Origin of the sequence: Kutzneria sp. NPDC051319, from assembly GCF_040682195.1 — a bacterium.
Classification (GTDB): domain Bacteria; phylum Actinomycetota; class Actinomycetes; order Mycobacteriales; family Pseudonocardiaceae; genus Kutzneria.
This window is the reverse complement of the sequence record NZ_JBFBAM010000073.1, coordinates 21,870-48,464: the sequence shown is the minus strand read 5'-3', so window position 1 is coordinate 48,464 and position 26,595 is coordinate 21,870. Positions and strand designations below refer to the sequence as shown.

30 protein-coding genes are annotated in these 26,595 nt (G+C 70.4%); 14 read left to right on the top strand and 16 right to left on the bottom strand.

Annotated elements, in window-relative coordinates:
* Positions 1-208 precede the first annotated feature (208 nt).
* Genes AB0M73_RS41075 through AB0M73_RS41065 form a run of 3 tightly spaced genes read right to left on the bottom strand, consistent with a single transcriptional unit; the run spans position 209 to position 2,864 of the window.
* The gene (locus tag AB0M73_RS41075; protein WP_363903432.1) at positions 209-1,090 is read right to left on the bottom strand and encodes a diiron oxygenase; all 882 of its coding nucleotides are present in this window, start codon (positions 1,088-1,090) and stop codon (positions 209-211) included.
* Positions 1,087-1,992 carry an alpha/beta fold hydrolase gene (locus AB0M73_RS41070; RefSeq protein WP_363903429.1) on the bottom strand — a complete coding sequence of 302 codons (906 nt, stop codon included), beginning with the start codon at positions 1,990-1,992 and terminating at the stop codon, positions 1,087-1,089. The genes AB0M73_RS41075 and AB0M73_RS41070 overlap by 4 nt, the downstream gene beginning before the upstream one ends.
* Positions 1,965-2,864 carry a diiron oxygenase gene (locus AB0M73_RS41065; protein WP_363903426.1) on the bottom strand — a complete coding sequence of 300 codons (900 nt, stop codon included), beginning with the start codon at positions 2,862-2,864 and terminating at the stop codon, positions 1,965-1,967. Before AB0M73_RS41065 ends, AB0M73_RS41070 begins: the two co-directional genes overlap by 28 nt.
* Before the next feature lie 69 nt (positions 2,865-2,933).
* Between AB0M73_RS41065 and AB0M73_RS41060 the strand changes: the two genes are divergently transcribed.
* Positions 2,934-3,704 (top strand): TetR/AcrR family transcriptional regulator, encoded by a 771-nt coding sequence (locus AB0M73_RS41060; RefSeq protein ID WP_198047265.1) that lies wholly within the window; start codon positions 2,934-2,936, stop codon positions 3,702-3,704.
* Positions 3,682-3,996: a DUF4873 domain-containing protein gene (locus AB0M73_RS41055; RefSeq protein ID WP_363903423.1), complete on the top strand. Its 315-nt coding sequence runs from the start codon at positions 3,682-3,684 to the stop codon at positions 3,994-3,996. The genes AB0M73_RS41060 and AB0M73_RS41055 overlap by 23 nt, the downstream gene beginning before the upstream one ends.
* A gap of 69 nt (positions 3,997-4,065) precedes the next feature.
* On the opposite strand, the gene AB0M73_RS41050 is transcribed toward AB0M73_RS41055, so the two are convergent.
* Together AB0M73_RS41050 and AB0M73_RS41045 are read right to left on the bottom strand one after the other, a co-directional pair.
* On the bottom strand, positions 4,066-4,287 hold the full coding sequence (locus tag AB0M73_RS41050; protein WP_363903420.1) for a DUF3107 domain-containing protein: 222 nt from the start codon (positions 4,285-4,287) through the stop codon (positions 4,066-4,068).
* 171 nt (positions 4,288-4,458) lie between these two features.
* A complete protein-coding gene (locus AB0M73_RS41045) occupies positions 4,459-5,115 on the bottom strand; it encodes a ferritin-like fold-containing protein (RefSeq protein ID WP_363903417.1) in 657 nt (218 codons plus the stop codon).
* Positions 5,116-5,439: 324 nt separating this feature from the next.
* Between AB0M73_RS41045 and AB0M73_RS41040 the strand changes: the two genes are divergently transcribed.
* The 3 genes from AB0M73_RS41040 to AB0M73_RS41030 are packed head-to-tail and all read left to right on the top strand — an operon-like array spanning position 5,440 to position 9,421.
* A complete protein-coding gene (locus AB0M73_RS41040) occupies positions 5,440-7,095 on the top strand; it encodes a DEAD/DEAH box helicase (RefSeq protein ID WP_363903441.1) in 1,656 nt (551 codons plus the stop codon).
* Positions 7,096-7,100: 5 nt separating this feature from the next.
* Positions 7,101-8,486: a hypothetical protein gene (locus AB0M73_RS41035; RefSeq protein ID WP_363903414.1), complete on the top strand. Its 1,386-nt coding sequence runs from the start codon at positions 7,101-7,103 to the stop codon at positions 8,484-8,486.
* A 44-nt stretch (positions 8,487-8,530) separates the two neighbouring features.
* A complete protein-coding gene (locus AB0M73_RS41030) occupies positions 8,531-9,421 on the top strand; it encodes an alpha/beta fold hydrolase (protein WP_363903411.1) in 891 nt (296 codons plus the stop codon).
* A 76-nt stretch (positions 9,422-9,497) separates the two neighbouring features.
* On the opposite strand, the gene AB0M73_RS41025 is transcribed toward AB0M73_RS41030, so the two are convergent.
* The 7 genes from AB0M73_RS41025 to AB0M73_RS40995 form a co-directional block, all read right to left on the bottom strand.
* Positions 9,498-9,803: a hypothetical protein gene (locus AB0M73_RS41025; protein ID WP_363903408.1), complete on the bottom strand. Its 306-nt coding sequence runs from the start codon at positions 9,801-9,803 to the stop codon at positions 9,498-9,500.
* Between the two features lie 23 nt (positions 9,804-9,826).
* Entirely contained in the window at positions 9,827-10,633 is an 807-nt protein-coding gene (locus AB0M73_RS41020; protein ID WP_052396641.1) for a PD-(D/E)XK nuclease family protein, read from the bottom strand.
* Positions 10,634-10,679: 46 nt separating this feature from the next.
* Positions 10,680-11,297 carry a MarC family protein gene (locus tag AB0M73_RS41015; RefSeq protein ID WP_363903406.1) on the bottom strand — a complete coding sequence of 206 codons (618 nt, stop codon included), beginning with the start codon at positions 11,295-11,297 and terminating at the stop codon, positions 10,680-10,682.
* Complete coding sequence (locus tag AB0M73_RS41010; protein ID WP_363903403.1) at positions 11,294-12,154, bottom strand: PHP domain-containing protein; 861 nt, start codon at positions 12,152-12,154, stop codon at positions 11,294-11,296. Before AB0M73_RS41010 ends, AB0M73_RS41015 begins: the two co-directional genes overlap by 4 nt.
* A 124-nt stretch (positions 12,155-12,278) precedes the next feature.
* Complete coding sequence (locus AB0M73_RS41005) at positions 12,279-12,950, bottom strand: class I SAM-dependent methyltransferase (RefSeq protein WP_363903400.1); 672 nt, start codon at positions 12,948-12,950, stop codon at positions 12,279-12,281.
* Positions 12,951-13,103: 153 nt separating this feature from the next.
* The gene (locus AB0M73_RS41000; RefSeq protein ID WP_043719044.1) at positions 13,104-13,664 is read right to left on the bottom strand and encodes a PH domain-containing protein; all 561 of its coding nucleotides are present in this window, start codon (positions 13,662-13,664) and stop codon (positions 13,104-13,106) included.
* A 25-nt stretch (positions 13,665-13,689) separates the two neighbouring features.
* Positions 13,690-13,848: a hypothetical protein gene (locus AB0M73_RS40995; protein WP_198047267.1), complete on the bottom strand. Its 159-nt coding sequence runs from the start codon at positions 13,846-13,848 to the stop codon at positions 13,690-13,692.
* Between the two features lie 148 nt (positions 13,849-13,996).
* Between AB0M73_RS40995 and AB0M73_RS40990 the strand changes: the two genes are divergently transcribed.
* Positions 13,997-14,419 (top strand): NUDIX domain-containing protein, encoded by a 423-nt coding sequence (locus AB0M73_RS40990; protein WP_363903437.1) that lies wholly within the window; start codon positions 13,997-13,999, stop codon positions 14,417-14,419.
* 90 nt (positions 14,420-14,509) lie between these two features.
* Here AB0M73_RS40990 and AB0M73_RS40985 read toward each other — a convergent pair whose 3' ends face one another.
* Positions 14,510-15,571, bottom strand: coding sequence for a DUF2332 domain-containing protein (locus AB0M73_RS40985; protein WP_363903395.1), 1,062 nt, complete (start codon positions 15,569-15,571; stop codon positions 14,510-14,512).
* Between the two features lie 159 nt (positions 15,572-15,730).
* Complete coding sequence (locus AB0M73_RS40980) at positions 15,731-16,234, bottom strand: MaoC family dehydratase (protein WP_363903392.1); 504 nt, start codon at positions 16,232-16,234, stop codon at positions 15,731-15,733.
* A gap of 296 nt (positions 16,235-16,530) precedes the next feature.
* Between AB0M73_RS40980 and corA the strand changes: the two genes are divergently transcribed.
* The 8 genes from corA (at position 16,531) to AB0M73_RS40940 (ending at position 24,437) form a co-directional block, all read left to right on the top strand.
* Positions 16,531-17,616, top strand: coding sequence for a magnesium/cobalt transporter CorA (corA, locus tag AB0M73_RS40975; protein ID WP_043719046.1), 1,086 nt, complete (start codon positions 16,531-16,533; stop codon positions 17,614-17,616).
* A 269-nt stretch (positions 17,617-17,885) separates the two neighbouring features.
* Entirely contained in the window at positions 17,886-18,881 is a 996-nt protein-coding gene (locus AB0M73_RS40970) for a hypothetical protein (RefSeq protein WP_363903389.1), read from the top strand.
* 182 nt (positions 18,882-19,063) lie between these two features.
* Entirely contained in the window at positions 19,064-20,095 is a 1,032-nt protein-coding gene (locus AB0M73_RS40965; protein ID WP_363903387.1) for a hypothetical protein, read from the top strand.
* 34 nt (positions 20,096-20,129) lie between these two features.
* Entirely contained in the window at positions 20,130-21,131 is a 1,002-nt protein-coding gene (locus AB0M73_RS40960; RefSeq protein WP_363903384.1) for a hypothetical protein, read from the top strand.
* A gap of 117 nt (positions 21,132-21,248) precedes the next feature.
* A complete protein-coding gene (locus tag AB0M73_RS40955; protein ID WP_363903381.1) occupies positions 21,249-22,268 on the top strand; it encodes a hypothetical protein in 1,020 nt (339 codons plus the stop codon).
* Between the two features lie 64 nt (positions 22,269-22,332).
* Entirely contained in the window at positions 22,333-23,307 is a 975-nt protein-coding gene (locus AB0M73_RS40950) for a hypothetical protein (RefSeq protein ID WP_363903378.1), read from the top strand.
* Positions 23,308-23,311: 4 nt separating this feature from the next.
* Complete coding sequence (locus tag AB0M73_RS40945; RefSeq protein ID WP_363903375.1) at positions 23,312-23,458, top strand: hypothetical protein; 147 nt, start codon at positions 23,312-23,314, stop codon at positions 23,456-23,458.
* A gap of 1 nt (position 23,459) precedes the next feature.
* Positions 23,460-24,437 carry a hypothetical protein gene (locus tag AB0M73_RS40940; RefSeq protein ID WP_363903372.1) on the top strand — a complete coding sequence of 326 codons (978 nt, stop codon included), beginning with the start codon at positions 23,460-23,462 and terminating at the stop codon, positions 24,435-24,437.
* On the opposite strand, the gene AB0M73_RS40935 is transcribed toward AB0M73_RS40940, so the two are convergent.
* Positions 24,438-25,493, bottom strand: a complete 1,056-nt coding sequence (locus AB0M73_RS40935) for a DUF2332 domain-containing protein (RefSeq protein WP_363903369.1) — start codon at positions 25,491-25,493, stop codon at positions 24,438-24,440.
* Positions 25,494-25,570: 77 nt separating this feature from the next.
* Entirely contained in the window at positions 25,571-26,536 is a 966-nt protein-coding gene (locus AB0M73_RS40930; protein WP_363903366.1) for a hypothetical protein, read from the bottom strand.
* Between the last annotated feature and the right edge of the window lie 59 nt (positions 26,537-26,595).

Here is a 26,595-nt window from a genome sequence, read left to right as displayed (position 1 = left end):
CCGGGTCATGCCCTCGGGGATCCGGTCACGGTGTCGTCTGGTCATCGTTGCGTCTCCTGATCACTCAGGTGTTGCAACGACCCCTAGAAACCACCATCCCAAGGGGGCGCACCCAGCTCCATTCTACCGCCGCGAACCCGATGGCGATCTTGGAAAGGATGGGGCTGTGGATAGATGCCCGGGGTGTGGATAACCGGGAAAGGGCCGGTCAGACCAGGTGGACGGCCTGCCAGAGCTTGCGGCTGGGGCCGTCGATGAGGGTGTTCTCGTCGAGGAACGACACCAGCTTGGAGCCGGCCCAGCGCAACGTCTCCTGGTAGTGGGGATTGGCCCACGCCACCCGGCGCGCCTCGTACGGATCGAGCCCGACGGAGCGGTACACCCGGGGATGGATCAGGGACCGGGTGACGATGTACGCGGTCCGGGCGAGCATGAAGCGGTGGTAGGCCAGCGCCGCCCGCGACAGGCCGGGAGTGCCGCGGAGGACCTCCTCGCGGGCGTAGCGGACGTGGCGGGCCTCCTCGATGACGTGGATGCGGTTGACCATGCGGACCAGCGGCTGCACGGAGGGGTCGTTCATGGACTCGCGCTGGAGGGCGTCCGTGATCTCCTCGGCGACGAGGATGCCGGCGAACATGGAGGGGCCGAAGGCGATGTCCTTGAAGATGCGGCCGAGGCGCAGGGCGGTGTGGCCGGGGCCGTAGGCGGGGCAGCCGACCTTCTCGATGAGACGGGCGAACATCACGGAGTGGCGGCACTCGTCGGCGACCTCGGTGAGGGCGTACTGGGTGTGCCGCGTCAGGGGATCGGCGTTGTAGGCGTGGCGGACGAGCAGCTCCATGAGGATGACCTCGAACCAGATGCCGACGCTGGCGATGCTGGCCAGCTCGTGCTTGGTGAGCTCGATGCGCTGCTCGACGGATAGCCCGTCCCACAAAGGGGTTCCGTAGAGGGAACAGCGGTGCGCGGGCAGGAAGTACTTGTCGGGCGCGAGGTCGGCGTCCCAGTCGATGTCGACGTCGGGGTCGTAGGACCGGTCGGCCGACGACTTGAGCAGGCGCTCGGCGGTGCGTTCCCGGTCGGCGATCATGCGAGTCCTCCGATCCTGGCGGTCACTTCGAGACTGCGTTCGAGCGGGAGCATGTGCCCGGCGCCGGGATAGATCACGAGCTCGGACGAGGGCAGTTCCCCCGCTATCACACGGGAATGTCCGACGGGCGTGAGACGGTCGGCGCCGCCGGCGAGCACAAGCGTTGGGATGTCACGGAAAACGGCCAGCGCGGCGCGGCGGTCGTGGTCGCCGAGGGAAGCCCGGAGGCCGACCATGGACGCGGGATGCACGCGGGCGACCTGCTCGGCGGCCGAGGCGACGTCCTCACGTCGGGGATGCCGACCGAACAGGAGCCAGCGCAGGCCGGGTTCGGCCAGCCGGGGCTTGGCCAACAGCGCCCGGTGCTCGACCCGAGCCAGTCTGGCGTTCACGGCACGTTCGCCGCGCATGACGACCCGGGCGACCGGCGCCGGCAGGCCCAGCGTCAATGCGTTCAAGCCGCCGGAAGACGTCGCCACGAAAGCGGCCCCGGTCACACGAGACGCAACCAGGTCCGGGTTTCGTTCGGCCAGGGCCATCATGGTCATGCCGCCGATGGAATGCCCGGCCAGCACGACGGGACCGGTGGGAACCCGGTCGGCGATCAACTCCGCCAGGTCGTCGGCCAACTGCGCGATGGTGGCCGTGCCGAAGGGAGCGGGCGCCGAACCGCCGTGCCCACGATGGTCGAAGCGCAGCACCCGGACGGTCCGAGACAGCGTCGACGCGACGCGGTCCCACGACGTGTGGTCCAGAGTCCAGGCGTGCACCAGGACCACGGTCGCCAAAGCGTCCCCCGGCCCCTCGTCGACCACGTGCAACGCGGTGCCGTCCGAGGTGACGAACCGGCCGCGGGCGGCCGTGTCCCACGGCGTCACCGAACGAGGAACGACTTGCGCCACAACGACATCCCCGGGTGACCGACGAGACCCACCTCGCCGAGGAAGCTCATGATCCGCTCACCGGCCCACTCGATGGTGTCCCGGTACTGCGGGTTGTTCAGCGCGGCCTCGGCGCCGACCTTCGGATCGATGCCGACGGAGGCGTACACCCGCGGGTTGATGATGCTGCGGCAGATGAAAAAGCCGACCAGGGCGGTGAGTTCGCGCTGGTACGCCAACTCGGTGCGCCCCATGCCCGCCATGCCCCGAACGACCTCCTCCCGGGCGAACCGGACGTGCCGCGCCTCCTCCAGCACGTGGATCCGGTTGACCATGCGGACCAGCGGCTGCACCGACTCGTCCTGCATGGCCTCGCGCTGCATGCGGTCCAGCACCTCCTCGGCGACGAGGATGGAGCCGTACATCGCCGGCCCGTAGCCGATGACCGGCAGCAGCTTGCCCAGCCGGTGCACGTGGCGCCGCGGCCCGTAGGCGGGGCAGCCGATGCGCTCGACCATGCGGGCGAACATCGTCGAGTGTCGACACTCGTCAGCGACCTCGGTGAGGGCGTACTGTGCGTGCCGCGTGGTGGGGTCCGCGTTGTAGACGGCTTTGACCAGCATCTGCATCAGCAGCACCTCGAACCACAGGCCGACGCTGGCCACACTGGCCACCTCGTGCTTGGTGAGTTCGATGCGCTGCGGCACGGTCAGGCCGTCCCACAGCGCGGTGCCATACAGCGAACTGCGGTGCTGCGGGAGGAAGTACTTGTCCTCGGCCAGCGGCGCCGCCCAGTCGATGTCCACCTCGGGGTCGTAGAACTTGTCGGCCGAGGAGTTGAGCAGCCGTTCGGCGGTCTTCTCCCGGTCGGCGACCTTCAACGATCGAGCCATCGCTCCTCCGCTCGGTCCAGTCGGATTAGTGTTACCGGAAGTAACGGTAACTCTGGTAGCGTGGGTCACATGGGTCGAGCTGTCAAGAGGTCGCCGGACGGCGGGGACGCACGCCGAGAGCGGTGGCGGGCGCACCGCGAGGCCAGGCGCGAGGAGTTCGTCGACGCCACCATCCGGGCCCTGACCAAGCACGGCCCCGAGGTCGGCATGGACGAGATCGCGGCCGAGGCCGGCGTGACCAAACCCGTGCTGTACCGGCACTTCGCCGACAAGTCCGACCTGTATCTCGCGGTCGGCCAGCGCGGCACCGACCTGCTGATGAACCGGCTCAAGCCGGCCCTGGTCGACGACGGCACGCCGTACGAGCGGATCTACCGCGCGGTGGACTCCTATCTGGCCACCATCGAGGAGTTCCCGGAGCTCTACCACTTCGTCGTGCGGCGCTCGTTCACCGACAAGCCGGTCGAGACGGACATCGCCACCGAGGACAAGCGGATCATCGCCAACACGTTGGCCCGCCTGCTCGGCGACTACCTGCGGGCGTTCGACATGGACTCCGGCGGCGCCGAGCCGTGGGCGCACGCGGCGGTGGGCATGGTGCAGAGCGCCGGCGACTGGTGGCTGGAGCGGCAGTCCATGACCAGGCAGGGCCTGAGCGACTACCTGACGAAGATCATCTGGTTCGCGGTGGACGGCCTGCTGCGCTCCGGCGGCATCACCATCGACCCGCAGACGCCGCTGAGCCTGGAGGCCAACCCGCCGCTGCGGCTCGTGCCGGGCAAGACGCCGCCGGCCAAGACACAGGGAGAGACCGGGGATGACCGACGAGCACGGGGATGAGGGCTACACCGGGGACGCCGTGCTCGTGGCCGGCGACCGCGAGGTGACGGTGCGCGCGGTGCTGCGCGGCTACTTCCAGCCGATCGACGGCCGGTACCACTGGTACGGCCGGCTCGACGCCGACCAGACGGTCACCGACCTGGTCGAGGGCGGCCGCAAGGAGTTGCTGCTGCGCACGCCCGAGGGCGAGGCCAAGGCGCTGCTGTCCGATCCGGACCCGTGGCAGCGCTACCGGGTCACCGGCACGTCCCGGCCGCCGTTCGCGGTGGAGACGGCGCCGGCGCACGACTGAGCACACGACAACGGCCCGGTCGGCAGCTGCCGACCGGGCCGTTGGCTGGTGCCGGCCTCGGCGGTCGACCTAGGCGAAGCCGACCTTGCGCGCGTCGGACGCGCCGATCTCGACGTAGGAGATCCGCGTCGACGGGACGACAAAGCGGCGGCCCTTGTCGTCGACCAGCGTCAGCACGGACTGCTTGCCCGCGAACGCGTCGGCGACGAGCGCCTCGACCTCGTCCGGCGACAGGTCGCTGTTGACGAGGAGCTCCCGTGCGCTCTCGACGACGCCGATCTTGATCTCCACGCTGACCTCCGGTCTGGAACATGCTCTCGTCGACCAGGCTAGTAGAGCGGACGACAACGGGCCGCCACCGACCCTCAGCCGGTGGCGAACACCCCCACCTTCCGCCACATGTGGCGCACATGTGGCCTCAGGAGTCGAATGTGGGCCACATGTGGCATTGAAGCGGGGGTGTCAGCCGAGGCCGAGGGCGGACATGCGCTTGGTGTGGGACTGCTGGAGGCGCTTGAACAGGGCGCCGATGCCGGTCAGGTCGCCGGAGCCGCGGATGATCAGCTCGGCCAGCGCGTCCCGCTCGGCGGCCACGTACTGGGCCTGGGTCAGGGCCTCGCCCAGCAGGCGGCGGCCCCACAGGGTGAGGCGGTCGCGGACCTTGCGGTCGTCCTCGCAGGCGGCCTTGACCTCGCGCTCGGCGAAGGCCGAGTGCCCGGTGTCGGCCAGCACCTCCAGCACCAGCTTCTGGGTCGGCTCGTCCAGCCAGCCGGCGACCTCCCGGTAGAAGTCGGCGGCCAGGCCGTCGCCGACGTAGGCCTTCACCAGTGATTCGTGCCACGTCCGCGGCGCGGTGGAGGCGTTGAAGGCGTCGAAGGCCTTCGCGAAGGGCGCCATCGCGTCCTCCACGGCCACGCCGTGCTCCCCCAGGTACCGCTCGAGCAGCTGGTAGTGGCCGATCTCGGCGGCCGCCATGCTGGACAGCGCCGCCCGCCCCGCCAGCGTGGGCGCGCTGCGGGCATCCTCGGCGAGTCGGTCGAACGCCGAGAGCTCGCCGTATGCCAACACCCCCAACAGATCCGCGACGCCGTCAGCCAGAACCTCGTCCGCCTCGCTCATGTCCGCAGAGCGTAGCCGCCGCCGGACGAGCCAAAACCACGTCCGGGCAGGTAGACTCCCGGGCTGACGCCTGGTAATGGCGGCGGCGCGACCTGGGCGGAGCCCACGAGTCCCACCGCTGAGCCCGGGTTGAACGAGCAGGGCGGCCGTTTGAGCCGCCGTGCGGAACAGGGTGCGCGCACGACAACCTCGTCGTCGCTCCCGCGGCCCGCCGGGCGAGACACAACGTCCCGGCCGTGGTCGAGCGGCCAAGCCAGGCCGGTGCGCGCTGGTACGAGAGAGGCGATCACTCTGACCGTCAGCAACAACACCCGGCTCGACCCGGTGACGCTGGAGCACAGCGAAGCGGGCCTGCCCGAGGTCGACACGTCCCATCCGCTCACCGCCGGCGCCCCCGTGCGCACCGAGGCGCCGACATTCACCGAGCTCGGTGTGCGCGAGGAGATCGTGCGCGCGCTGGCCGAGGCCGGTATCGAACGCACGTTCGCGATCCAGGAGCTGACGCTGCCGATCGCGCTCGCCGGTGACGATGTCATCGGCCAGGCGCGCACCGGCACCGGCAAGACCCTCGGCTTCGGCGTGCCGCTGCTGCAGCGCATCGTCACGCCGGCCGACGGCGTGCCGCAGGCGCTGGTCGTGGTGCCGACCCGCGAGCTGTGCCTGCAGGTCACGCACGACATCACCGACGCCGGCAAGTACCTCGGCGTGCGGGTCGAGGCCATCTACGGCGGTCGCCCGTACGAGCCGCAGATCGCGTCCCTGCGCAAGGGCGTCGACGTGGTCGTCGGCACGCCCGGCCGCCTGCTGGACCTGGCCGAGCAGCGCCACCTGGTGCTGGGCAAGGTCCGCAACCTGGTGCTCGACGAGGCCGACGAGATGCTCGACCTGGGCTTCCTGCCCGATATCGAGCGCATCCTGCGGATGGTGCCCGACGAGCGGCAGACCATGCTGTTCTCGGCGACCATGCCCGGCCCGATCATCAAGCTGGCCCGCACGTTCCTCAACCAGCCCACGCACATCCGGGCCGAGGAGAACGACGCCGGCGCGATCCACGAGCGCACCAAGCAGTTCGTCTACCGGGCGCACTCGCTGGACAAGGCCGAGCTGATCGCTCGCGCGCTGCAGGCCCGTGACCGCGGCCTGACGATGATCTTCACCAAGACCAAGCGCACGGCCCAGAAGATCTCCGACGACCTGGTCGAGCGCGGTTTCGCCAGCGCGGCCGTGCACGGCGACCTGGGCCAGGGCGCCCGCGAGCAGGCGCTGCGCGCGTTCCGCGCCGGCAAGGTGGACGTGCTGGTCGCCACCGACGTCGCCGCCCGCGGCATCGACGTCGAAGGTGTGACGCACGTCATCAACTACCAGTGCCCCGAGGACGAGAAGACCTACGTGCACCGGATCGGCCGCACCGGCCGGGCCGGCCGCGAGGGCGTGGCCATCACGCTGGTCGACTGGGACGAGGAAACGCGCTGGAAGGGCATCTCCGACGCGCTGGGCCTGAACATTCCGGAGGCGGTGGAGACGTACTCCACCTCCGACCACCTGTTCACCGACCTGGACATCGCCACCGACACGACCGGCCGGCTGCCGGCGAGCCAGCGCACCCGCGCCGGGCTGGCGGCCGAGGTCGAGGAGGACCTGTCCGGCGGCAAGAAGTCGCGTAACCGCCGCACCGGCCGCACCGGCCGCACCGGCTCGTCCGCGGCCACCACATCGTCGCGTCCGGCCGGCCAGAGCCAGCCCAGCGATGACGGCGAGGAGAGCGAGTCCAAGCCGCGCCGCAAGCGGAGCCGCACCCGCACCCGCGGTGGCGTCTCGCAGGGCGAGGCCGCGCCGGCGGAGGAGTCGCAGGCCAGCAGCGGCGACGACGCCGCCAAGTCGGACCGGCCCCGCCGGGTGCGCCGTCGGCGTCGCACGGGGGCCGATATGGCCGCCGGCGACCAGGCCAACACGGGCGACACGGAGCGTTCGGCAGACTAAGGCCCGTGGAGAGCCCCGAGCAGAGCGCACCCGTGGCCGCCGAGGTCGAGGAGGACGTGCTCGACGAGTCCGCCGAGCACGTCCCACCCCCGGCGCCCGCGGGTCCGCGCACGCGGTTCCGACGCAAGCGCGACTACGCCGTGGTCGTGCTGATCGTGCTGGTCGTCGCCGCTGTGGCCACCGTCTGGTGGCGCAACAGCGACGCGGCCGCCACGGCGTCGGTCACCAGCTCCGACACCAACTTCACCGTGCCGCCGAAGCCGGCCAAGGTGCCGGCCGAGTTCACGCAGCTGTGGCAGGCCCGCAGCGGCGCGACACCGGACCCGGTGATCGTCGGCCCGACCGTGGTCACGGGCGACAAGCACATCGTGACCGGGCATGACCCGGTGACCGGGGCGACGCGGTGGAGCTACGACCGCGGCAATCTCGACCTCTGCACGGTGACGGCGGCCTGGGGCAAGGCGCTGGCCGTCTATCACAAGACGCACAACTGCTCCGAGGTCACCGAGCTCGAAGGCACCACCGGCAAGCGGGCCGCGCAGCGCAACGGCGACGCCGAGCTGAACACCCAGCTCATGGGCGACGGCACCTACATCTCCACCAGCGGCACCCGGGTGATCGACACCTGGCGCTCCGACCTGGTGCAGACCCAGCAGTACGGCACCGTGACCGCGCAGGTCAACCACGACAAGCAGCCCCGGCTGAACTGCGTGTACAGCTCCGAGCTGGCCGGGCCCAACCTGCTCGGCGTGATCGAGCGCTGCCCGGACGAGCAGTACAACCGGTTCACCGTGCTGCGCCCGGGCGGCACCGAGGGCGACGGCGAGAAGCCGAACGTGCTGTTCAGCGTGCAGGTCCCCGGCGACGGCGGCCGCATCGTGGCGCTGACCGACCAGCGTGAGGCGATCGCGCTGCCCAACCCGAGCCGGCTGGTGATCTGGAACAACACCGGCTCCCAGGTGGAGACGGTGCCGCTGGACGGCGTCGACCTGTCGGCCACCCCGAACTCGCTGGTGCAGCCGATGGTGGCGATGACCTGCGTGCAGACGCCCGACCAGGCCGGCGCCTGCGAGCCCAACAGCTGGTCGGTCACCAACTCGGTCGGGGCTCGCCTGGTCACCTGGTTCACCGGCACCAAAACCATCGCGCTGTCCGCCTCCACCCTTGATCCTCTGTGGACCGTCGACGGCTCGTTCGGCCCCGGCACCGTGTACGCGGACCGGGTGCTGGTGCCCGTTCCGGGCGGACTGGCCGTTGTGGACCCGGCCAACGGCAATCGAGCCCCCGACGTGAAGGTGGACCGCAAGGGCTACCAGGGTCAGGTGCGGCTGGCCACGCTGGGCGATGTGCTGGTGGAGCAGCGGGGCGACACGCTCGCGGCGATGCGCTGATCCGGTACTACACGTCGCGGGCGGCGGTGCGGCAGACTCCAGCCATGAGCGCGTCACCGTCCCCGCTGACCCCCAACCGCGCCGGCCGGGTGGACCTGCCCGGCCGCTACGGCCCGATCGCCGCGCTGCGGGCTCCCGCCGTCGGCGCGGACCTGGGCGCGACGGCGCTGCTGGTGCCCGGCTACACCGGGTCCAAGGAGGACTTCGCGCCGCTGATCGACCCGATCGCTGACGCCGGCATCGAGGTGCTGGCCATCGACCTGCCCGGCCAGTACGAGTCGCCGGGGCCGGACCAGGAGTCGGCGTACCGGCCGTCGGCACTGGGCACGGTGCTGGCCGACCTGGTGGCCAAGATCGTCGCCGACGGGCGTCGGGTGCTGCTGCTCGGCCACTCCTACGGCGGTCTGGTGGTGCGGGCCGCGGTGCTGGCCCACGCGCCCGTGACCGGGTTGACGCTGATGGATTCCGGCCCGGCCGAGCTGCCCCCGGGTGACCGCCGCAGCGCCCTGGACTCCGGCGAGGCGATCCTGCGTGAGCACGGCGTGGAGGCCGCGCACCAGGTTCTGGAGTCGCGCGCGGCCGAGGACCCGGGCTGGACCGACACGCCCGTGGAGTTGAAGGAGTTCAAGCGCAAGCGCTTCCTGCGCTCCACTCCCGCCGGCCTGCTGGGCATGGCCGACGGCCTGCGCTACGAGCCGGACCTGGTGACCAAGCTGGCCGCCGCCCTACGCACCGCCGGCGCCTCGGCCCTGGTCATCTGCGGCGAGCAGGACGACGCGTGGTCGGTGGCCTCGCAGCGCGACATGGCCGACCGCCTCGACGCCGACTTCGCCGTGGTGACCGGGGCCAAGCACTCCCCCAACACCGAGAACCCCGAGGCCCTGCTCGGCACCGTCCTCCCCACCTGGCGCGCCTGGCTCGCCGACGCTCTCTGACCCCAAGTCAGGTTCGGAAGGCGTCATTCCTCCACTCGGAGTGGAGGAAAGCCCCCTTCCGAACCGCAAAACCGGGTTAGGACCACCAGAAGAGCCATAACGTCACGGCGGCGGTGGCCACGACGGCCAGCGAGGCCAGGGCGGAGACGACGCCGCGGCGGCGGTCGGCGATTCGTTGCAGCGCAACGGCGATCGCGGCGGCGAGGGCGTGCAGGGCGACGGCGCCCCAGCCGGAGCCGGGATATCCCTGAAGCTGGAAGAAGATCTGCGACCCCAGCACGACGAGGAAGAGCATCACCACGCACGCGGCGACCGCGCCGCCGGCGCCGCGCAGCACGCTGCGCCGTTGAACCTTCTCGGGCTCGGTCATCGTCTCGGTCACGTCACCTCCTGAGGTATCCGTGGTTACGGTGCGAGCATCGACCACGGTTCAAGGTCCTCCGCCACGGCCGAGCCCTCGGGGCAGCTCCGCCGGAAGTCGCACCACGAGCACTGCCGGCCCGGCTGCGGTGGGAACAGGATGTCGGGATCGCCGCCCGCGGCCAACGTGTCGCCGGCCACCGTGAGCTCGTCGGCGCTCTCCTCGGCGCGGGCGACGTGCCGGGCGAGCGAGTCGTCGGTGTGCTCCCATGCTGCCACCGTGCGCGTCGGCAGGTGGTGAAGCTCCACCCGGTGGCACTGCTTGCGCAGCGTGCGCCGGGCCGCGATCGCATACAGGGCAAGGGCTTGTGAGCCGCGGGCGTCATCGGTGGACAGCGCGTGGCGTCCGGTCTTGTAGTCGACGATGACCAGTTCGCCGTCGCGGACGTCGATCCGGTCGACCCGCCCTTCGGCGATGATTCGCCCGACCGGCGCGGAAACCCAGCGCTCCAGGCCGACCGGATCCTCGCTCACGTCGGTGTCCTCTACGTAATGCGCGACCCACTCCCGGGCGCGGTCCCGGTACACCGCCTGCTGGTCGACGTCGCGGAAGCCGTCGCCCTTCCAGGCGCGGGTGACCATGGCCGCGGCCTGCTCGGGTGTTCGGCGTTCGACGGGCAGGTCGAAGAAGGCCCGCAAGGCGTTGTGCACCACCGCGCCCAGGGTGTTGTGGGCCCATCCGCCCGCTTTGGGCGGGGTCGGCCGGTCCAGGTAGTTCATGCGGTAGCGGCGGCGGCAGTCCGTCCAGGTGGCGAGCTTGGCGGGCGTGACGCGCACCAGTTTGGGCGGCATGCTCTCGAACAGTCCGAGCTGATCTGGCACCGGCCCACCGTAGCGGTCACACCGCGCCGTCGATGAACCCCTTCACCGACTCGGCCACCAGCTGCACCGCGATGGCCGCCAGCAGCAGACCGGCGATCTTGGCCAGCAGCACGATGCCGCTGTCCTTGATCAGCCGGATGACCAGGCCGGAGTAGCGCAGCACCAGGTAGTTGATCAGGTGCACGGTCAGGATCGCCGCGGCCAGCGCGAAGTAGCTGGCGATCTGCCCGTTGGCCTGTCGCACGAACACGATCGTCGCGGCGATCGCGCCGGGGCCGGCCAGCAGCGGCGTGCCCAGCGGCACCAGCGCGATGTTGACGTCCTCGACGGCTTCCGGCTGGCTGGCGCCCTTGCCCGTCAACAGGTCCAGCGCGATCAGCAACAGCAGCAAACCGCCGGCGCCCTGCAGCGCCGGGATGCCGATGCCCAGGTAGGACAGGATCGCCTCGCCGCCGATGGCGAAGGCCGAGATCACGGCGAGCGACACCAGCACGCCCTGGCGCGCCGCCCTGTCGCGTGACTCGCGGCTGCGCCGGCCGACCAGGCTCAGGAACACCGGGATGTTGCCGGTCGGGTCCATGATCACGGTCAGCGTGATGGTCGCCGTGAGGTACAGCGTGACGTTGAAGATCACCCGACGACCACCTGGCTTCCGCTCGCCTTGTCGACGAGCGCGTCCAGCATCTCGGGCGCGGTCGTCTCCTGACCGAGCCTGACGACCTTGTTGGTGCCGTGGTAGTCGCTCGACCCGGTGACGACCAGCGACAGGTCGGCGGCCAGCGCCCGCAGCTCGGCCCGGGTCGGCTCGTCGTGGTCGGGGTGGTCGACCTCCACGCCGGACAGGCCGTGGCCGGCCAGGTCGCCGATCACCGACGCCGTCACGATCGGGCCGCGGGAGCGGGCGAACGGGTGCGCCAGCACGGTCACGCCGCCGGCGTCGGCGATCATGTCGAGCGCCGTTTCCACGGGCGTGTCCGTGCGCGGCGAGTGGTAGCGGCTGCCGGTGCCGAGGTACTTCGCGAACGCCTCGTCGACGCTGCGCACGACCCCGGCCCGGATCAGCGCCTGCGCCAGGTGCGGCCGGCCGCCGGGCGAGTCCGCCGGCAGCCGGCCCATCACCTCGTCGGGGTCGACGGCGAAGCCGTCGGCGGCCATGCGCTCCGCCATCCGCCGCAGCCGCTGCCGTCGCTCCGCCCGCAGCCGGCTCTGCTCGGCCTTCAGCGCCGACGACTCCGGGTCGAACAGGTAGGCCAGCAGGTGCACGGTGCAGGTGCCGCCGCGGCCGTCCGGCGACTTGCACGACAGCTCCGCGCCCCGGATCAGCCGCATGCCCGCCGGCACCGCCGCCGACGCCTCCGCCCAACCGGCCGTGGTGTCGTGGTCGGTGATGGCCACGGCGTCAAGGCCGGCGGCGGCCGCCGCCGCCATCAGCTCCGACGGCGAGTCGGTTCCGTCGGAGCAGGACGTGTGGGCATGCAGGTCGATGGGCACAGTGCTAGTTTGCCCCGCCTCCGGCAGGGCGGCTCGGCCCCTATGGGGCCGATGCCTCGCACTCTGGTCTGATGGCTCCGTCCCGCACCCGCGACAACCGCGAAATACGCGGCTGCGAGCCTCGTCACGCGTCGCGCTTGGCCACCAGGATCACGCCGGGGCCGCTGAAGTCGTCGCGCGGCAGGCGCAGGTCTGCGGTCAGGCGCAGGCCGGTCCCCTCGATGACCGCGGCCAGCTGCTCGGGCTGCCAGCGGTACGTGGTCCAGTTGACCGGGACGCCGCCGTAGCACTCGGTCCGCTGCACCTCGCCGTCGCCGACGTGGGTTCCGATGATCACCTGGCCGCCCGGCACCAGGGCCTGGGCGTAGTTGGCCAGCACCTGGGCCAGCACGTCGCGGGGCAGGTTGAACAGCGACCACCAGCCCATCAGGCCGCCGTACGAGGCCTCGGGCAGCTCCAGCTCGGTGGACGAGGAGACGCTGAACCGGCATTCGGGGTGCAGCCGACGGGCGTGCTCGATCATGCGGGGCGACAGGTCCACGCCGGAGACGTCGACACCACGCTCGGCCAGGTAGGCCGTGACGGTGCCCGGTCCGCAGCCGACGTCCAGCACGGGGCCAAGGCCGCGCACGGCCTCCGCGTACACGTCCAGCGCCGCGCACAGCCAGGGGTAGCGGCGGATGTCGCCCATGCCCTGGGTCTGGAGCATCTCGACGTAGTTGTCGGCCACGCGGTCGTAGGAGTCGCGGACGAGGTCGAGATCGGCGGGTTGGGTCACGGGGAGGGAGGAGGACATGGCGGCGACCCTAAAGCGCACACATGGCTGCCCGAGAGCGGGACTCGCCGATGAAACCGGGACTCACCCTGCCCGAGAGCGGGACTCGCGGGGGACACACGAAGACCCCGGCCGCTGGGGTCGGGGTCTTCGGTCAGCTGAAGAGAGAGTCTTCTACGGCACCATCTTCTTGCCGCGGGCGGCGCGCTGGGCCTTGATCATCGAGAACCGCTCGGCCTGGGCCTTCTTGTCGCCGAAGACCAGCTCCGAGATGGCGTCGTAGACCTCCTCCGGCCGCGGCAGGTACTCGATCTTGTTGAGTGCCTGGATCTGGCCGGCCGACTCCACGATGAGCGTGCCGTAGCCGAACATGCGCCCGCCGAGGCTTCGCTCGTAGGTGAGGTCGGTGACCTTGGTGACCGGCATCATGGCCACCTTGGTCACGAACACACCGCTGGTGATCATGAAGCGTTTGTCGGTGACGACGATCCGCTCCACCCACCACTCGATGACGAAGTAGGCGAACCGCAGCAGCACCAGCAGCGCCGCGTACCACAGGATGTTCTGGAAGACAGTGGCGTCGGACGGCAGCAGGTGCGAGATGAGGACCCCGCCGGTCAGCAACGCCGCCGCCTCGAAGATGTCCCAGAGCAGTGTGGCCCAGTGCCGACGCACCCGGATGACCCTGCGCTCGGTGCCGAGCAGGTACTCGTCTGGATCCCTGGGTGCGAACACGTGAGCGTTCTCCTCCCGCCGGGTGCTAGAACAGGTTCTGCACGAAACTGATCAGCGCCTCGGCCCCACCACGAAGTGTGCCAAGAACATTGTGCACCAGTCCGGCAGCCTGTGTGGGTGCGCTCACAAGGAAGAAGAGCACCAACGCAACGCCGGCCCATACCAGGAGCTTCTTCAGGTTCACGGCGACCAACCCCGTCCAAGTACTTTTCGCAGCCTTCACACCCTCGCTGCACAAGGTTGTACCGCACCGAGGTTCGCTTCGGGAGGTTTGTACTGCGCTCGGGTCAGCGCTGGTCGCACGGGGCGGAAGTTGGCTACGCTCCGTGTTCATGGTCTCTGGTGGCGCCGAGCCTACTCGCTGTGTCGGCGGAATCGCACACGACCCGCAGGGCCGACTTTTGCTCGTTAAGCGCGGCAAACCGCCTGGTCAGGGCTTGTGGTCGATTCCGGGCGGCCGAGTGGAGCAGGGCGAGTCGGACGAGCGGGCGGTGCGGCGCGAGCTACTGGAGGAAACCGGACTCAGAGTCATCGTCGGTCACCTGATCGGATCGGTGCTCCGTCCGGCCCCGGTGGGCGTTTTCGACATCCATGACTACTCCTGCCAGGCAATAGGCGGCGTCCTCCGGGCCGGGGACGACGCCGCCGACGTGGCCTGGGTGGACGCCGAGACCTTCGCCACACTGGAACGCGGGAGCCTCCTCACGGAGGGTCTCTTTGAGGCCCTGACCTCGTGGAACGTCCTCCCGAGATGATCACCGCTAGATCAACAGCGCGAGGGTGCGGCCCACCGGAAGAACTGCCTGAAAGCACCAACATCCACTACGGCGACCACGCTGCGGGTGTCACCCGGTGGGTGGCAACCACTCCAGCCGCTGGCCGTGACGGCCCGTCCGGGCCAGCGCCTGGGCCTGGGGATGCCCGTCAAGCCATCGGACCAAACCGAGCACGCCCTCCCCCGGTTCACCCGGAAGATCAACGCGGCTCGGCATCAGCACGTGCAGCGCCGAGTCGTACGGCTCGTCGCTGGCCCACCACAGCGGCCGGCCGGCGGCCAGCTTGCCGAGGGCCGCCACGTAGTCGCCGGCCCGCTCACCGAGCCGCAGCCCGCTGTTCACGACGACCAGCGGCAGCTCCGCCGGCACCCGCCCGGCCGCCTCGGCCAACCCGTCCACCGGATCGCCGGCCATCAGCTCCGGCGCCTCCTTGGCCAGCATCGTGGCCGCCACGCCCAGCCAACGCACCCGCTCCGGCTGGTCGGCCCACACGCAGGCCTCCAGCCAGGCGAACTCGTCCGGGTCGTCGGCGTCCACCGGATGCGCGTCCAGGCCGATCCTGGCCTTGACCGCCAGCTTCTTGGGCAGCGCCGGCGGGTCCCCGCCGAGCACGCAGTGCAGGCCCAGCGGCGCCTTGGTCGGGCCGGCGACGAACTGCCCGGCGGCGCCGGTCTGGTAGCGGTAGCCGAACTTGTCCATCAGCAGCAGGAAGCCGGCGCAGGAGCCGACGGTCAGCAGCGCGACCGGGCCGCGGGCCTGCTTGGCCGCCAACGCCACCGCCGGGTACAGCAGGGCGGCCTTGCGCACGTCATCCGTACGCAGGGAGCGCGTCGCCACCAGATCCCGCACGCGGTCGGCCCGCTCCAGCACGAACTGACGCCACAGCGGCCAGGTGCCCTCGTCGGGGCCGGACGCGCCGCCGAGGGTGGCGTAGTAGGCCGACAGCGGGTGGATGGGCTCGGCCTGCACCAGCCGGTGCACCGCCGCGAACAGCAGCTGCGGGTCGCGGTCGCCCAGCAGCGCCGCCACCTCGTCGTCCTGCGCCGCCCGTGAGGCGAGCAGCTGGTAGAGCGGGGACACCGCGCCGGCGTCCCCGTCGGCGAACTCCCGCAACCGCGCCTGCGCGCTCACTGCGGCACCTCGCTAGCGCTCGGTGTCCGCATTCGCGGACGCACTGCATTGAATGATTCACTCGCAAGCTCGCTCACTGCGGCACCTCGCTAGCGCTCGGTGTCCGCATTCGCGGACGCACTGCATTGAATGATTCGCTCGCAAGCTCGCTCATGCCCGCTACAGCTTCGGCTCGGGGCGGCCGGGCTGCTCGCCGCCGCGACTGTCGCCGTAGGACCGCTTGGGCACCATCACCTTGCGCCGGTACACGCACACCACCGTCCCGTCCTGCTTGTAGCCGCGGGTCTCGACGTACACGATGCCGCGGTCGTCCTTGGACCTGGACGGAGTCTTGTCCAACACCTCGGACTCGCCGTAGATGGTGTCGCCGTGGAAGGTCGGCGCGATGTGCCGCAGCGACTCGACCTCCAGGTTGGCGATCGCCTTGCCCGAGATGTCCGGCACGGACATGCCCAGCAGCAGCGAGTAGACGTAGTTGCCGACGACCACGTTCTTGCCGAAGTCGGTGGTCTCGCCGGCGTAGTGGGCGTCCATGTGCAGCGGGTGATGGTTCATGGTCAGCAGGCAGAACAGGTGGTCGTCGTACTCGGTGACCGTTTTGCCCGGCCAGTGCTTGTAGACCGCGCCGACCTCGAACTCCTCGAAATAACGCCCGAACTGCACGTCCACCTCCAGGTGTGGCCCGGACCTCCGTGTCCGGGGACGACAGTGTGGCCCCGTGAGGAGTAGTCTCTGCAACGGTGTGTGAGCGACTCCACCGCGTCGGTGGGAGTCCAACGGCGGAAGTCGAACGTCGAGCCGTCACACTGCCGTCGACCTTAGGAGGTGAGGGACGCCAGATGTCCAGTGCCAGTAGTAGGTACCGCGTCCCCGCCGTCCAGGTTCATCCTTCCGTGTAGTCAACCTGGCCCGGCCCGGACGCGTTCGCCCTGTTCGAACCGTCCATCCTCGGAGGCCGTATGCCCAGCCTGCCCTCGTTCAGCGGACTGCGCGGACGGTCCGCCCGCACCGCCGGGCGGGTCGCGCCGCCCATTCCGGTGCCCCTGTCGGCGTACGTCGTGGACTGCGGCGTCTACATCGACGGAAAGCGCCTGCCCGGACGCTGGACGCACACCGACGCGGTGCGCGAGGTGCGCAAGCGGCACGAGGGTTTTGTCTGGATCGGCCTGTACGAGCCGGACGAGGAGCAGATCCAGGGCGTCGCCGACACGTTCGGGCTGCACGAGCTGGCCGTGGAGGACGCGGTGCAGGCGCACCAGCGGCCCAAGCTGGAGCGCTACGACGACACGCTGTTCATGGTGCTCAAGACCGTGCACTACATCGAGCACGACGCCCCGGGCACGGCCAACGAGATCGTCGAGACCGGCGAGCTGATGGTGTTCCTGGGCAAGGACTTCGTGGTCACCGTGCGGCACGGCAAGCACGCCGGCGTGGGCACGCTGCGCCGACAGCTGGAGGCCGACGAGGAGCGGCTGGCCATGGGCCCGGCCGCGGTGCTGCACGCCATCGCCGACATGGCGGTGGACGCCTATCTCGCGGTGACCGAGGCCATCGAGGACGACATCGACGAGATGGAGGTGCAGGTCTTCGCGCCGCGCACCGCCGTCGACTCCGAGCAGATCTACCTGATGAAGCGGGAAGTGCTGGAGCTGCGCCGCGCGGTGATGCCGCTGGCCGCGCCGCTGCGCCGGCTGTCCGAGGGCTACATCACGCTGGTGCCCGAGGAGGTCCGCTCCTACTTCCGGGACGTCGAGGACCACCTGACCACGGTGTCCGAGCACATCGCCAGCTTCGACGAGCTGCTCAGCACCCTGATCGACGCCGCGCTGGCCAAGATCACGCTGCAGCAGAACACCGACATGCGCAAGATCACCGCATGGGCCGCGATCATCTCCGTGCCCACCATGATCGCCGGCATCTACGGCATGAACTTCGAGGACATGCCCGAGCTGCACTGGCGCTTCGGCTATCCGATCGTCATCGGCGTCATCATCATGAGCTGCCTGCTGCTGTACCGAATACTCCGCCGCAATCGCTGGTTGTGAACCCTCACCCTCCTGAGCGACCGGAGACCTCCCATGTCCAAGATCCTGGCCAATCCGTTGTTCTGGGTGCTGACCGCGGTGCTGCTCTGGCTGGCCGCCATCACGCTCATCATCGCCCGCCAGAACTGAACGCTTCCCTTGCCGCTCAACTATTTCTCGGCGGTTCCGCCGAGAAATAGTTGATCCGGACCCGAGGCATCCAGCGGGCCGGGCGCACGTCTTTCCTCATGTCGGACCAACCGGGTCCGAACGTTGAGGGGGGAAACCCGATGCTGCGCACCAAGTTCCGCATGATCGTGCCGGCCGTGCTCGCCGCCGCCACCGTGGCGCTGACGATGGCGCAGCCCGCACAGGCCGCCGGCGCCGACCCCGGCGACATGCAGCTGATCACCAGCAGCGGCACCGACCTGTCACACACCATCCGGAACTTCTGGGGGAACTGGACGCCGTTCGGCACCCTGCGCGGGTACTCGGACGTGCACGAGCTGACCTCGACCTACCACTTCGGCGAGGAGCACGCCTTCTTCATGCACGACAACAACCAACTGGCCCACCTGATCCGGCACAGCGACGGCACGTGGGACACAGTCGCCTCGACCCCTGCCCTCCCCACCTGGACGGCCCAGCTCACCAGCACCGATGTCGACGGTCACCTGACGCTGATCGCGGAGGGCCAGTCCGGGGCGGTGCAGATGACGAGCGAGACCGACGAGGACACCTGGACCGCGTGGTCGAACGTCCCCACCGATGGCCACCCCGTGGTCGACATCGCGGCCGTCGCGGAGGGCGGCACGCTCAAGGTTGTCGAACTCGATCAGGACCACCGCCACATGGGTGAGTTCGAGCGCTCCTCGAACGGCACGTGGACGTCCGACGGCTGGACGTGGATCGCCCCCGACTCGGGCATGTACGCCATGGAGATCGCCGCGGCCCAGGTCGGCAGCACACTTCAGGTCGCCGCTGTGGAGACCGACTGGCAGTCCAACGCCGTCTACCACACGACCCGGCCCGACAACGGCCCATGGCAGACGCTGCCCGGCAACTTCACCGGCACGATCTACCGGACCGCCTCCGACGCTCCCTGGCACGTCGCCATCGCGCCGTGGGAAGGCGCCCTGCAGATGGCCTACAGCACGAACAACGGCGACCTGATGCACACCATTCGCCGCTCGGACGCTACCTGGCAGACCCCGGGCCGGGTGCAGTCCACCGCCGGCAACGTCACCGCCGGTTCGGTGACCATGGCCACCAACTCCGTCGACTGACCCGTCGTACACCGATGCCCGCCGTCCTCGTGACGGCGGGCATTTTTGTGCCCGACCCCTTTCGGCGTAAGAAAAAACTGATCCGAGGCCAGGGCAACCGAACGCCCCAAGGACACGTCTCCTCTATGTAAGCAACACCAAGCGAGCATCACTCAAAATTCATTTCCCAGGGGGGAATCCCGATGCACAGCAAGAAGATTCACGCGGCGGCCACTGCGGCACTGGTCGGCACCGCGGCGCTGGCCCTGGCCGGTCTGGCCCAGGCGGCGCCGGCCCAGACGAACGCGGCGGACCCGTACGACGTGCAGGTGGTCACGACCGACGGCAACAGCAGCCTGGTGCACACCATCCGCCACGGCAACGGCAGCTGGCAGAGCTTCGGCCGGATCGGCGACTACGAGGGCGTCACCGGCCTGACCTCCACGCTGGTCAACGGCGAGGAGAACATCTTCTTCCAGCACACCACCGCCAAGGGCAAGTTGCTGGCCCACCTCGTGCGGCACGCCGACGGCACCTGGAACAACGACGCGAGCACCCCGGCGCTGCCGGGCGGCACGACCGTGGACGACCTCGCGGTGACGACCGTCAGCAACCAGATCAACCTGGTGCGCCGCAGCGGCAACGATGTGGAGCTGTCCGTCCAGGGCGTCGACGGCAATTGGTCGGCATGGTCGGCCGTGCCCACCGAGAGCGAAGGAGTGCGCAGCATCGCCGTCGCCGCCTCGCAGGAGAACAACCAGCTCAACGTCGTCGAGCTCACCGCCGACGGCAAGACCGTCGCGGACTACCGCCGGCTCGCCGACGGCACCTGGACGCCCCATATCGTGACGCAGTCCAACCCGAACGGGATCGCCGTGGCGACCGAGATCAGCGCCGCGATGGTCGGCAACGACGTTCAGGTCGCGGCCATTGAGATCGACCGCAGCTTCGCGGGCGTCTACCACACGATCCTGCACACCGGCGGCACCTGGGACCCGTTCCGCGACATCGCGGGCGCGGTGCCCGCGGTGTACGGCTCCCCGGCGCACGTCGCCATCACGAACTACCCGAACGGCTACGCCAGCAGCGCCCAGCTCGTCTACACCACGTCCGACGGCTCGATGTACCACACCATCCGCGACTACTACGGCAAGTGGGCGCCGCTGGGCAACGTCGAGAACGCGGCCGGCAACGTGATCGCCGGCCAGGTCAGCATCGCCGGCCAGAACTTCTGATCCGACAACAAACCCGCGGGGGGAGCGAAGCATCATGAAGACCGCGAAGTTGCGCCGGGTTCTGCCGCTGGCGCTGGCCGCCACCGCGGCGCTGGGCCTCGGAATCGGATCGGCCGCACAGGCCGCGCCGGCGACGGAGGGCGACGTCCAGCTGCTGACCACCGACGGCAACACCGGCCTGGCCCACACCATCCGCGGTTTCTGGGGCAACTGGCAGCAGTTCGGCCACCTCGACGGCTACAACGGCGTCACGGCCATGGCCTCCACGTATCACTTCGGCGCGGAGCACGCCTTCGTCCAGCACGACGGCGGGCGGCTGTCCCACCTCGTCCGGCACAACGACGGCACGTGGGATGACCCCGACGTTCTCACGGTCCCGGCCGGCGGAAAGCTGGACGGCCTGTCGGCCACGGACGTGCAGGGCCGTCTCACGCTGGTGGGACTGCGCAACGGAAAAGTGCAGCTCTCGACCGTCCAGGACGACGACAGCTGGTCTTCGTGGGCCGATGTTCCCTCCGACGGCAAGAACATCAGCAGTGTCTCCGCCACCACCGACGGCAAGGGCACGCTGATCGTCGCCGAGCTGGACGGCGCCGGCAACTCCGTCGGCGTGTTCAAGCGGTCGGCCGACAACCAGTGGGGCAAGGGCAGCTGGAACCCGGCCAGCCCCAACGCCACCGCCAACGCCACCGAGATCTCCGCGGCCTACGCCACCGGCCAGCTCCAGGTCGCCGCGGTGGAGACCGAGGTCGACGGCGCGTACCGGTCGGTGTTCCACTCCACGCTCAACGACAACGGGCAGTGGAAGCCGTTCCAGCCCCTTTACGGCGCGATCGGCTCCAGCCCCGGCATCGCCGCGCACGTCGCGGTGGTCCCGTGGGAGGGCGACCTCCAGCTCGCCTACAGCACCACCGACGGCCGCCTGTTCCACACCATCCGGTTCCTGGACGGCAGCTGGCAGAGCTGGGGCGACGTGGAAGGCGCCGCCGGCAACATCACCGCCGGCCCGCTGACCATGGCCTCCAACACCTTCTGAGCCTGGCGGGAAAACGCCCGCCGTCTTCGCGACGGCGGGCGTTTTCCCTTCCGGGGCAACCTTTTCCCCGTCGCGGGCGTGTAAGTGGCGTCACACCGATCGGGGAGGGGAAACGGAGTGAAGACCAAGTTATGCGTGGCCGCGGCGCTCGTCGCGGCAACAACACCGGCATTCGGCGCGACGGCACAGGCCGCGACAGCGCACCCCAACGCCGCGAATCCGCAGGACGTGCAGATCGTCACCACCGACGGGGCCGGCAGCCTGGCCCACACGATCCGGCACGGCGACGGCACCTGGCAGAACTTCGGCCGGATCGACGGCCGCAACGGCATCACCGCGCTGACCTCCACGCTGGTCAACGGCGAGGAGAACATCTTCTTCGAGGAGAGCAGCGGGGTCCCGCCGCACCTGACGCACCTCATCCGGCACGCGGACGGCACATGGAACCTCAACGGCACCGTGCCGGCGTGGCCGGACGGCGTGTCGTCGACGGGCAGCCTGGTGGCGACCACGGGTCAGGGCCGGCTGAGCCTGGTGCTACTCAAGGACGGCGTGCCCCAACTGTCCACATTGGGCAGTGACGGCGTGTGGTCGGAATGGTCGGCGGTGCCCACCGGTGGCCACTGGGTGCACCAGATCGCCGCCACCGGCGACCGCGACACGACCACCGTCGTCGAGCTCGACATGGACAGCCAGACCGTGACGTCCTTCGTGCGGGGGGCCGGCGACACGTGGTCGGGTGGCAGCAGCACGCCGGCCAACCCGAACCCGAACGCCTACGCGGTCGAGATCACCGCCGCCCAGGTGGGGCCCGACCTCCAGGTGGCGGCCATCGAGTGGGTGGGCGGATGGCCGTCGGTCTTCCACTCGGTCCAGCACGGGAACGCCGGCTGGGACCCGTTCCGCGATCTGACGGGCGCGGTGCCGGTGTTCAAGGGTGAGCCGTTGCACGTGGCCATCGCTGCCTCCCCGGCGGGCTTCACGGACGAGCTGCAACTCGTCTACACCACGGCCACCGGCGGCATGTACCACACCATCCGGCACAGCAACGGGGCCTGGCAGCCGCTGGGTGACGTGGAGGGCGCGGCCGGGCACGTCGCCGCCGGCGCGGTTTCCATCGCCGGTCACACGTCCTGAGGCAACCCGGAGCGGACATACGGCGTGTTCCTCTCGTAGGTGTCACCCAGGGGAGGAACACGCCATGGCTCATCTGGCCCGATTGTTCGTTCCACTGGCGCTCACCGCCACCATGGCGGCGGGCGCCGTGCCGTCGGCTCAGGCGGCTCCGGCCGCGGTCGGCGACGTGCAGATGATGGGCGTCACCGGCGGCAGCCAGGTCTGGCACACCATCCGGTACGCCGACGGCAACTGGCAGCTGCCGTGGGGCGTGCTGCCCAACACCGTCTACGCCACGATGCTCAGCACCGTCATGATCGACAACGTCGAGCACGCCGTCTGGCGCACCCAGTCCGGACACCCCTACCAGTACTCGTACGTGCACATCATCCGGTACGGCAACGGCACCTGGGAGTACGCCGACCTGCCGTACGACCCGGTCGACGGGGGCCTCACCGACGCGCAGGCCGTGGCTGACATCGGCGGCCGTCTGGCCATCGTTCGCAAGCAGGGCAACACCTTGCGGCTGGCGATCAGCCGCGGCAACGGGACCTGGAACGACTGGGAGACCGTGCCCACCACCGGGGACATCGGCAGCTTCGCGGTGTCCGGCAACGGAAGCGCGCTGCGACTGGCCGTGTCCACCGCGGACGGAGTGCGGGTCGGCGTGTACGACCGGTCCGCGCAGGGCACGTGGTCGGCTCCCAACTGGACGCCGTTCAACGGCGGCTCCGCGACTCAGGTCGCCATCACGGAGGTCGGCTCCGACCTCCAGGTCGCGGCCGTGGCCCAGAACGGCGACAGCGCCAGCATCTGGCACTCGATCCTGCACAGCAACGGCCGCTGGGACCAGTTCGGCTACGTCGAGGGCGCGGCCGGCACCGTGCCGGGCGTGGTCAGCGTGGCCGTGACGGCGTCGCGAGGCACCATGCAGCTGGCCGTCTACACCGGCGCGTTCGGCATCTACCACACCATCCGCTACAGCAACGGAACTTGGCAGCGCTTCGACGAGGTGCCGGACAGCGAAGGCATCGCGAACGTCTCGATCGCCGGAGAGTGACCCGGTGGCGCTGATCGGCGACCATCGCGACTTCGACACCACCGCCAACGGCACGACCATCCGCCACGCCGACGGCACGTGGCAGCACTTCGGCGACGTCAACGACATGGCCGGTCCCACCGACTCCGGTCTCCTCACGATTGCGAGCTGACATGCGTGCGCTACTGGTTTCCCTGACGGCCGGCGGCCTGCTGGCCGCCGGCCTGGCGGCCCCGGCCGAGGCCGCGCCGGCCGCGACCGGCGACGTCCAGGTCGTCACCCCGGCCGACATCAACCGCCTGCACCACACCATCCGGCACGCCGACGGCACCTGGCAGGCCTGGGGCACCACGGATCCCCTCGGGGCCGACGAGCCCGAGCAGTTGGCCTCGGTCATGATCAACGGTGTCGACCACATCGTGTACTACGCCACGACCGTGCACATGCCGCCGAGCTTCCACCCGTACCAGGCGCTCCGGGACTCGACCGGCAACTGGGGGAACGACACCCTGCCGACCGGGGACTTCTTCGAGGCCGCCGTGGCCAACCTGGACGGGCATCTCGCACTGGTGGCCAAGTCGAGCCCGACCGAGCTGCGGCTGTCGGTGCAGCAGGGCGACGGCTCGTGGTCGGCGTGGGAGACCGTGCCGACCGGCGGGTACGAGCTGGGCGCGATCGCCGTCACGGCCAACGGTGGCGTGCTGCGGGTCCTGGTGTCCGGCCTCAACGACACGCGGGTCGCCGACTACGACCGGGCCCCCAACGGCGCGTGGTCGCAGCCGAACACGGTCACGGTCAACGGCCCCGGCGCCGTCATCCAGCTCCAGGCGACCCAGGTCGGCGGCGACCTCCAGGTGACCGCGGTGGGACAGGGCGGGCCCGGGCAGCTGCGAGTCGTGCACGGCATCCGCCGTGCCGACGGCACCTGGACCACCTTCGGCGATGTGCTGAACGCGGCGGGCGCCATCGCCAACGTCCGGGAGATCTCCGCGACGAACTCCCGCGGCGAGCTGCAGCTGGCCGTCACCACCTCCGACGGCAAGCTGTGGCACACGATCCGGCACGCCAACGGCACGTGGCAGCACTTCGGCGACGTGATGGCCGCGGCCGGCCCGGGCTACGCCCTCGACGTCGCCATCGCCGGGGAGTGATCAGCCCCAGGGCCGTTCCTCCCAGGTGAACGGCAGCCCGTGGCCCCAGCCGTGGCCCAGCCGCAGCGACAGGCCGGCGGGCCACAGCTTCAGCAGCAGCTCGAAGTTCCCGTTGGCCCGTCGCGGCTCGTAGACCAGGAGCGCCAGCGGGGCGCTCTCGGTGGCGCGGGCCGCCGCCCCCGCCAGGGCGGCGCGCCCGCGTTCACGCTGGGCCGGGGACGCGTACTGCCACATCACCGAGTGCCAGACGACGGTCAGCACGCCCTCGGGCAGCTCGGTCAGCCGCCGCTCCAGCCACTCCGATCCGTCGGCCCGCTCGACCGGGACGGGATCGGTCTCGGCCAGCCGGATCGCGGCCCGCAGGCGCTCCATCCGCGGCACCATGTCCGCCCAGACGTACGAGGACAGGTGCAGCTGCCCGGCTTTGGTCGTCACGTCGACCGGGTGCGTGTCGCAACCGGCCCGGCTCTCCAGCCCCAACGGCCGTTCCAGGTCGGCCGGCGGAAGGCCCGTCCACTCCGGGTTCAGTCGCAGCTCACTGGACGGGTCGCCGAGCACGGTGCCGTCGGCCAGCTGGTAGGCCACCTTGTGCGGGCGCAGGTTCAGGCCGCCGCTGGAGCCGACCTCCAACAGCCGCACCGGCAACCCGCCGACCCGTTCCGACGCCACCAGCAGGCCGCCGTACAGGGGCCCGTTGCGGCCCGGCTCGTTGGTCTGCACGGCGTTGGCCCGCACCAGACGGCGCACCTCGGCCTCGTGCTCCTTCAACGCCGCCTCGGCGTCCGACCACAGCGTCTCCAGCCGGGGCGTGCCGCCGACGCTCGGGTAGTGCGCCGCCAGCTCCGGGGCGCGGCCGTCGAGCACCAGGTGGTGCAGGGCGGCGGCGAAGCGCAGCCCCGGCACGGTGCCCGGGCGGTCCCGCTCCGAGCCGGCCATCGCCAGGTTGGTGACGCCGCCGGACTCGAGGTCGTCGGCGGCCGAGTTCAGCAGCGCGTGCGTGAGCGGGCTGCCCGGCAGGCACGAGGCTGAGATGTCGCGGAAGAGCTTCGCCAGCACACCGTGCACGCTAGCCCCTCATCGCCTGGCGGTCATCGCGGAAGTCCTTGCTTTCCCCCACAACGTGGCCGCTCCGGTCAGCGCGTGACCTCCGGTAGCGGGCGGACGTGGTCCATCACCCGATCCGCGTAGTTGTCGAGCAGCCGCGTGCCCACCTGCTGTGAGTACCCCAGCAGCGCCGACCACAGCAACAGCGCCGCCTGGGACGTGATACAGGTCAGCCCCTCGGCCACACCCGCGCTCAACGCCAGCACGCCGATCACCGCCAGCGCCGAGCCGAGCAGCACCTTGATGATCGCCTGATAGCCGATCAGCACGTACGGGGACAGGCTCGGCCGCCGGCGCAGCAGCAGGACCACCGCCGCGACCATCGCCCCGAACGCCCCGAGCAGCTGCACCAGCCACACGTCCAACGGCCCCGGTGTCTTGGCCCCGGTCGCGCAGGCCTGGATCTTCTCGTCCCCCGGCAGGTGCGCGCACATCGGGAGGAACCCCGGCCGCAGCAGGCCGATGACGCCCAGCACGGTGTTCACCACGAACAGCAGCGCCGCCGCCGCGATCATCTTGTTGCGCAAGGCCCGGGCCGCCGCGTGGGCGTCGTCGGAGGCGTCGAAGGCCGCCCGCAGCGCGTCAACCACCACCACACGGTCGGCCGTGCCGGCGGGTCGCCCCGGCTGCAACGAGTCCAGCGCCTGGCGCCGCAGGTCCTCCTCCGGCAGGTAGGCCGCCACCCGCTGGCGCAGGCTCGGCATCCGGCCGGCCAGATCCGGCAGCGCCGCCTCCGTGCACACCTCGGCCTCGTGCAGGGCCCGCCACGCCCGTTCGATGTGCCAGCCCGACCACCACGACGCCGGCAGCCGCCACCAGCGCTCCCGCAGCTCCAGGACGCGGTCCACCACCGCCAGCGACTCGGCCGCCGACCGGCGCTCCCGCTCCGTGCCGCCGACGCCGTCCAGCTCGGCCAGGTCGGCCCGGGTCCGCCGGGCCCTGGCCTCCACCGTGAGCTGCCAGTCCGTCAGCCGGGCCCGGTCGCCGATCGCCATGTGGATCACCCCGCCCCGATGGTCGCACCAGGACGGACCGGAAATCAGCGCCCAACCGG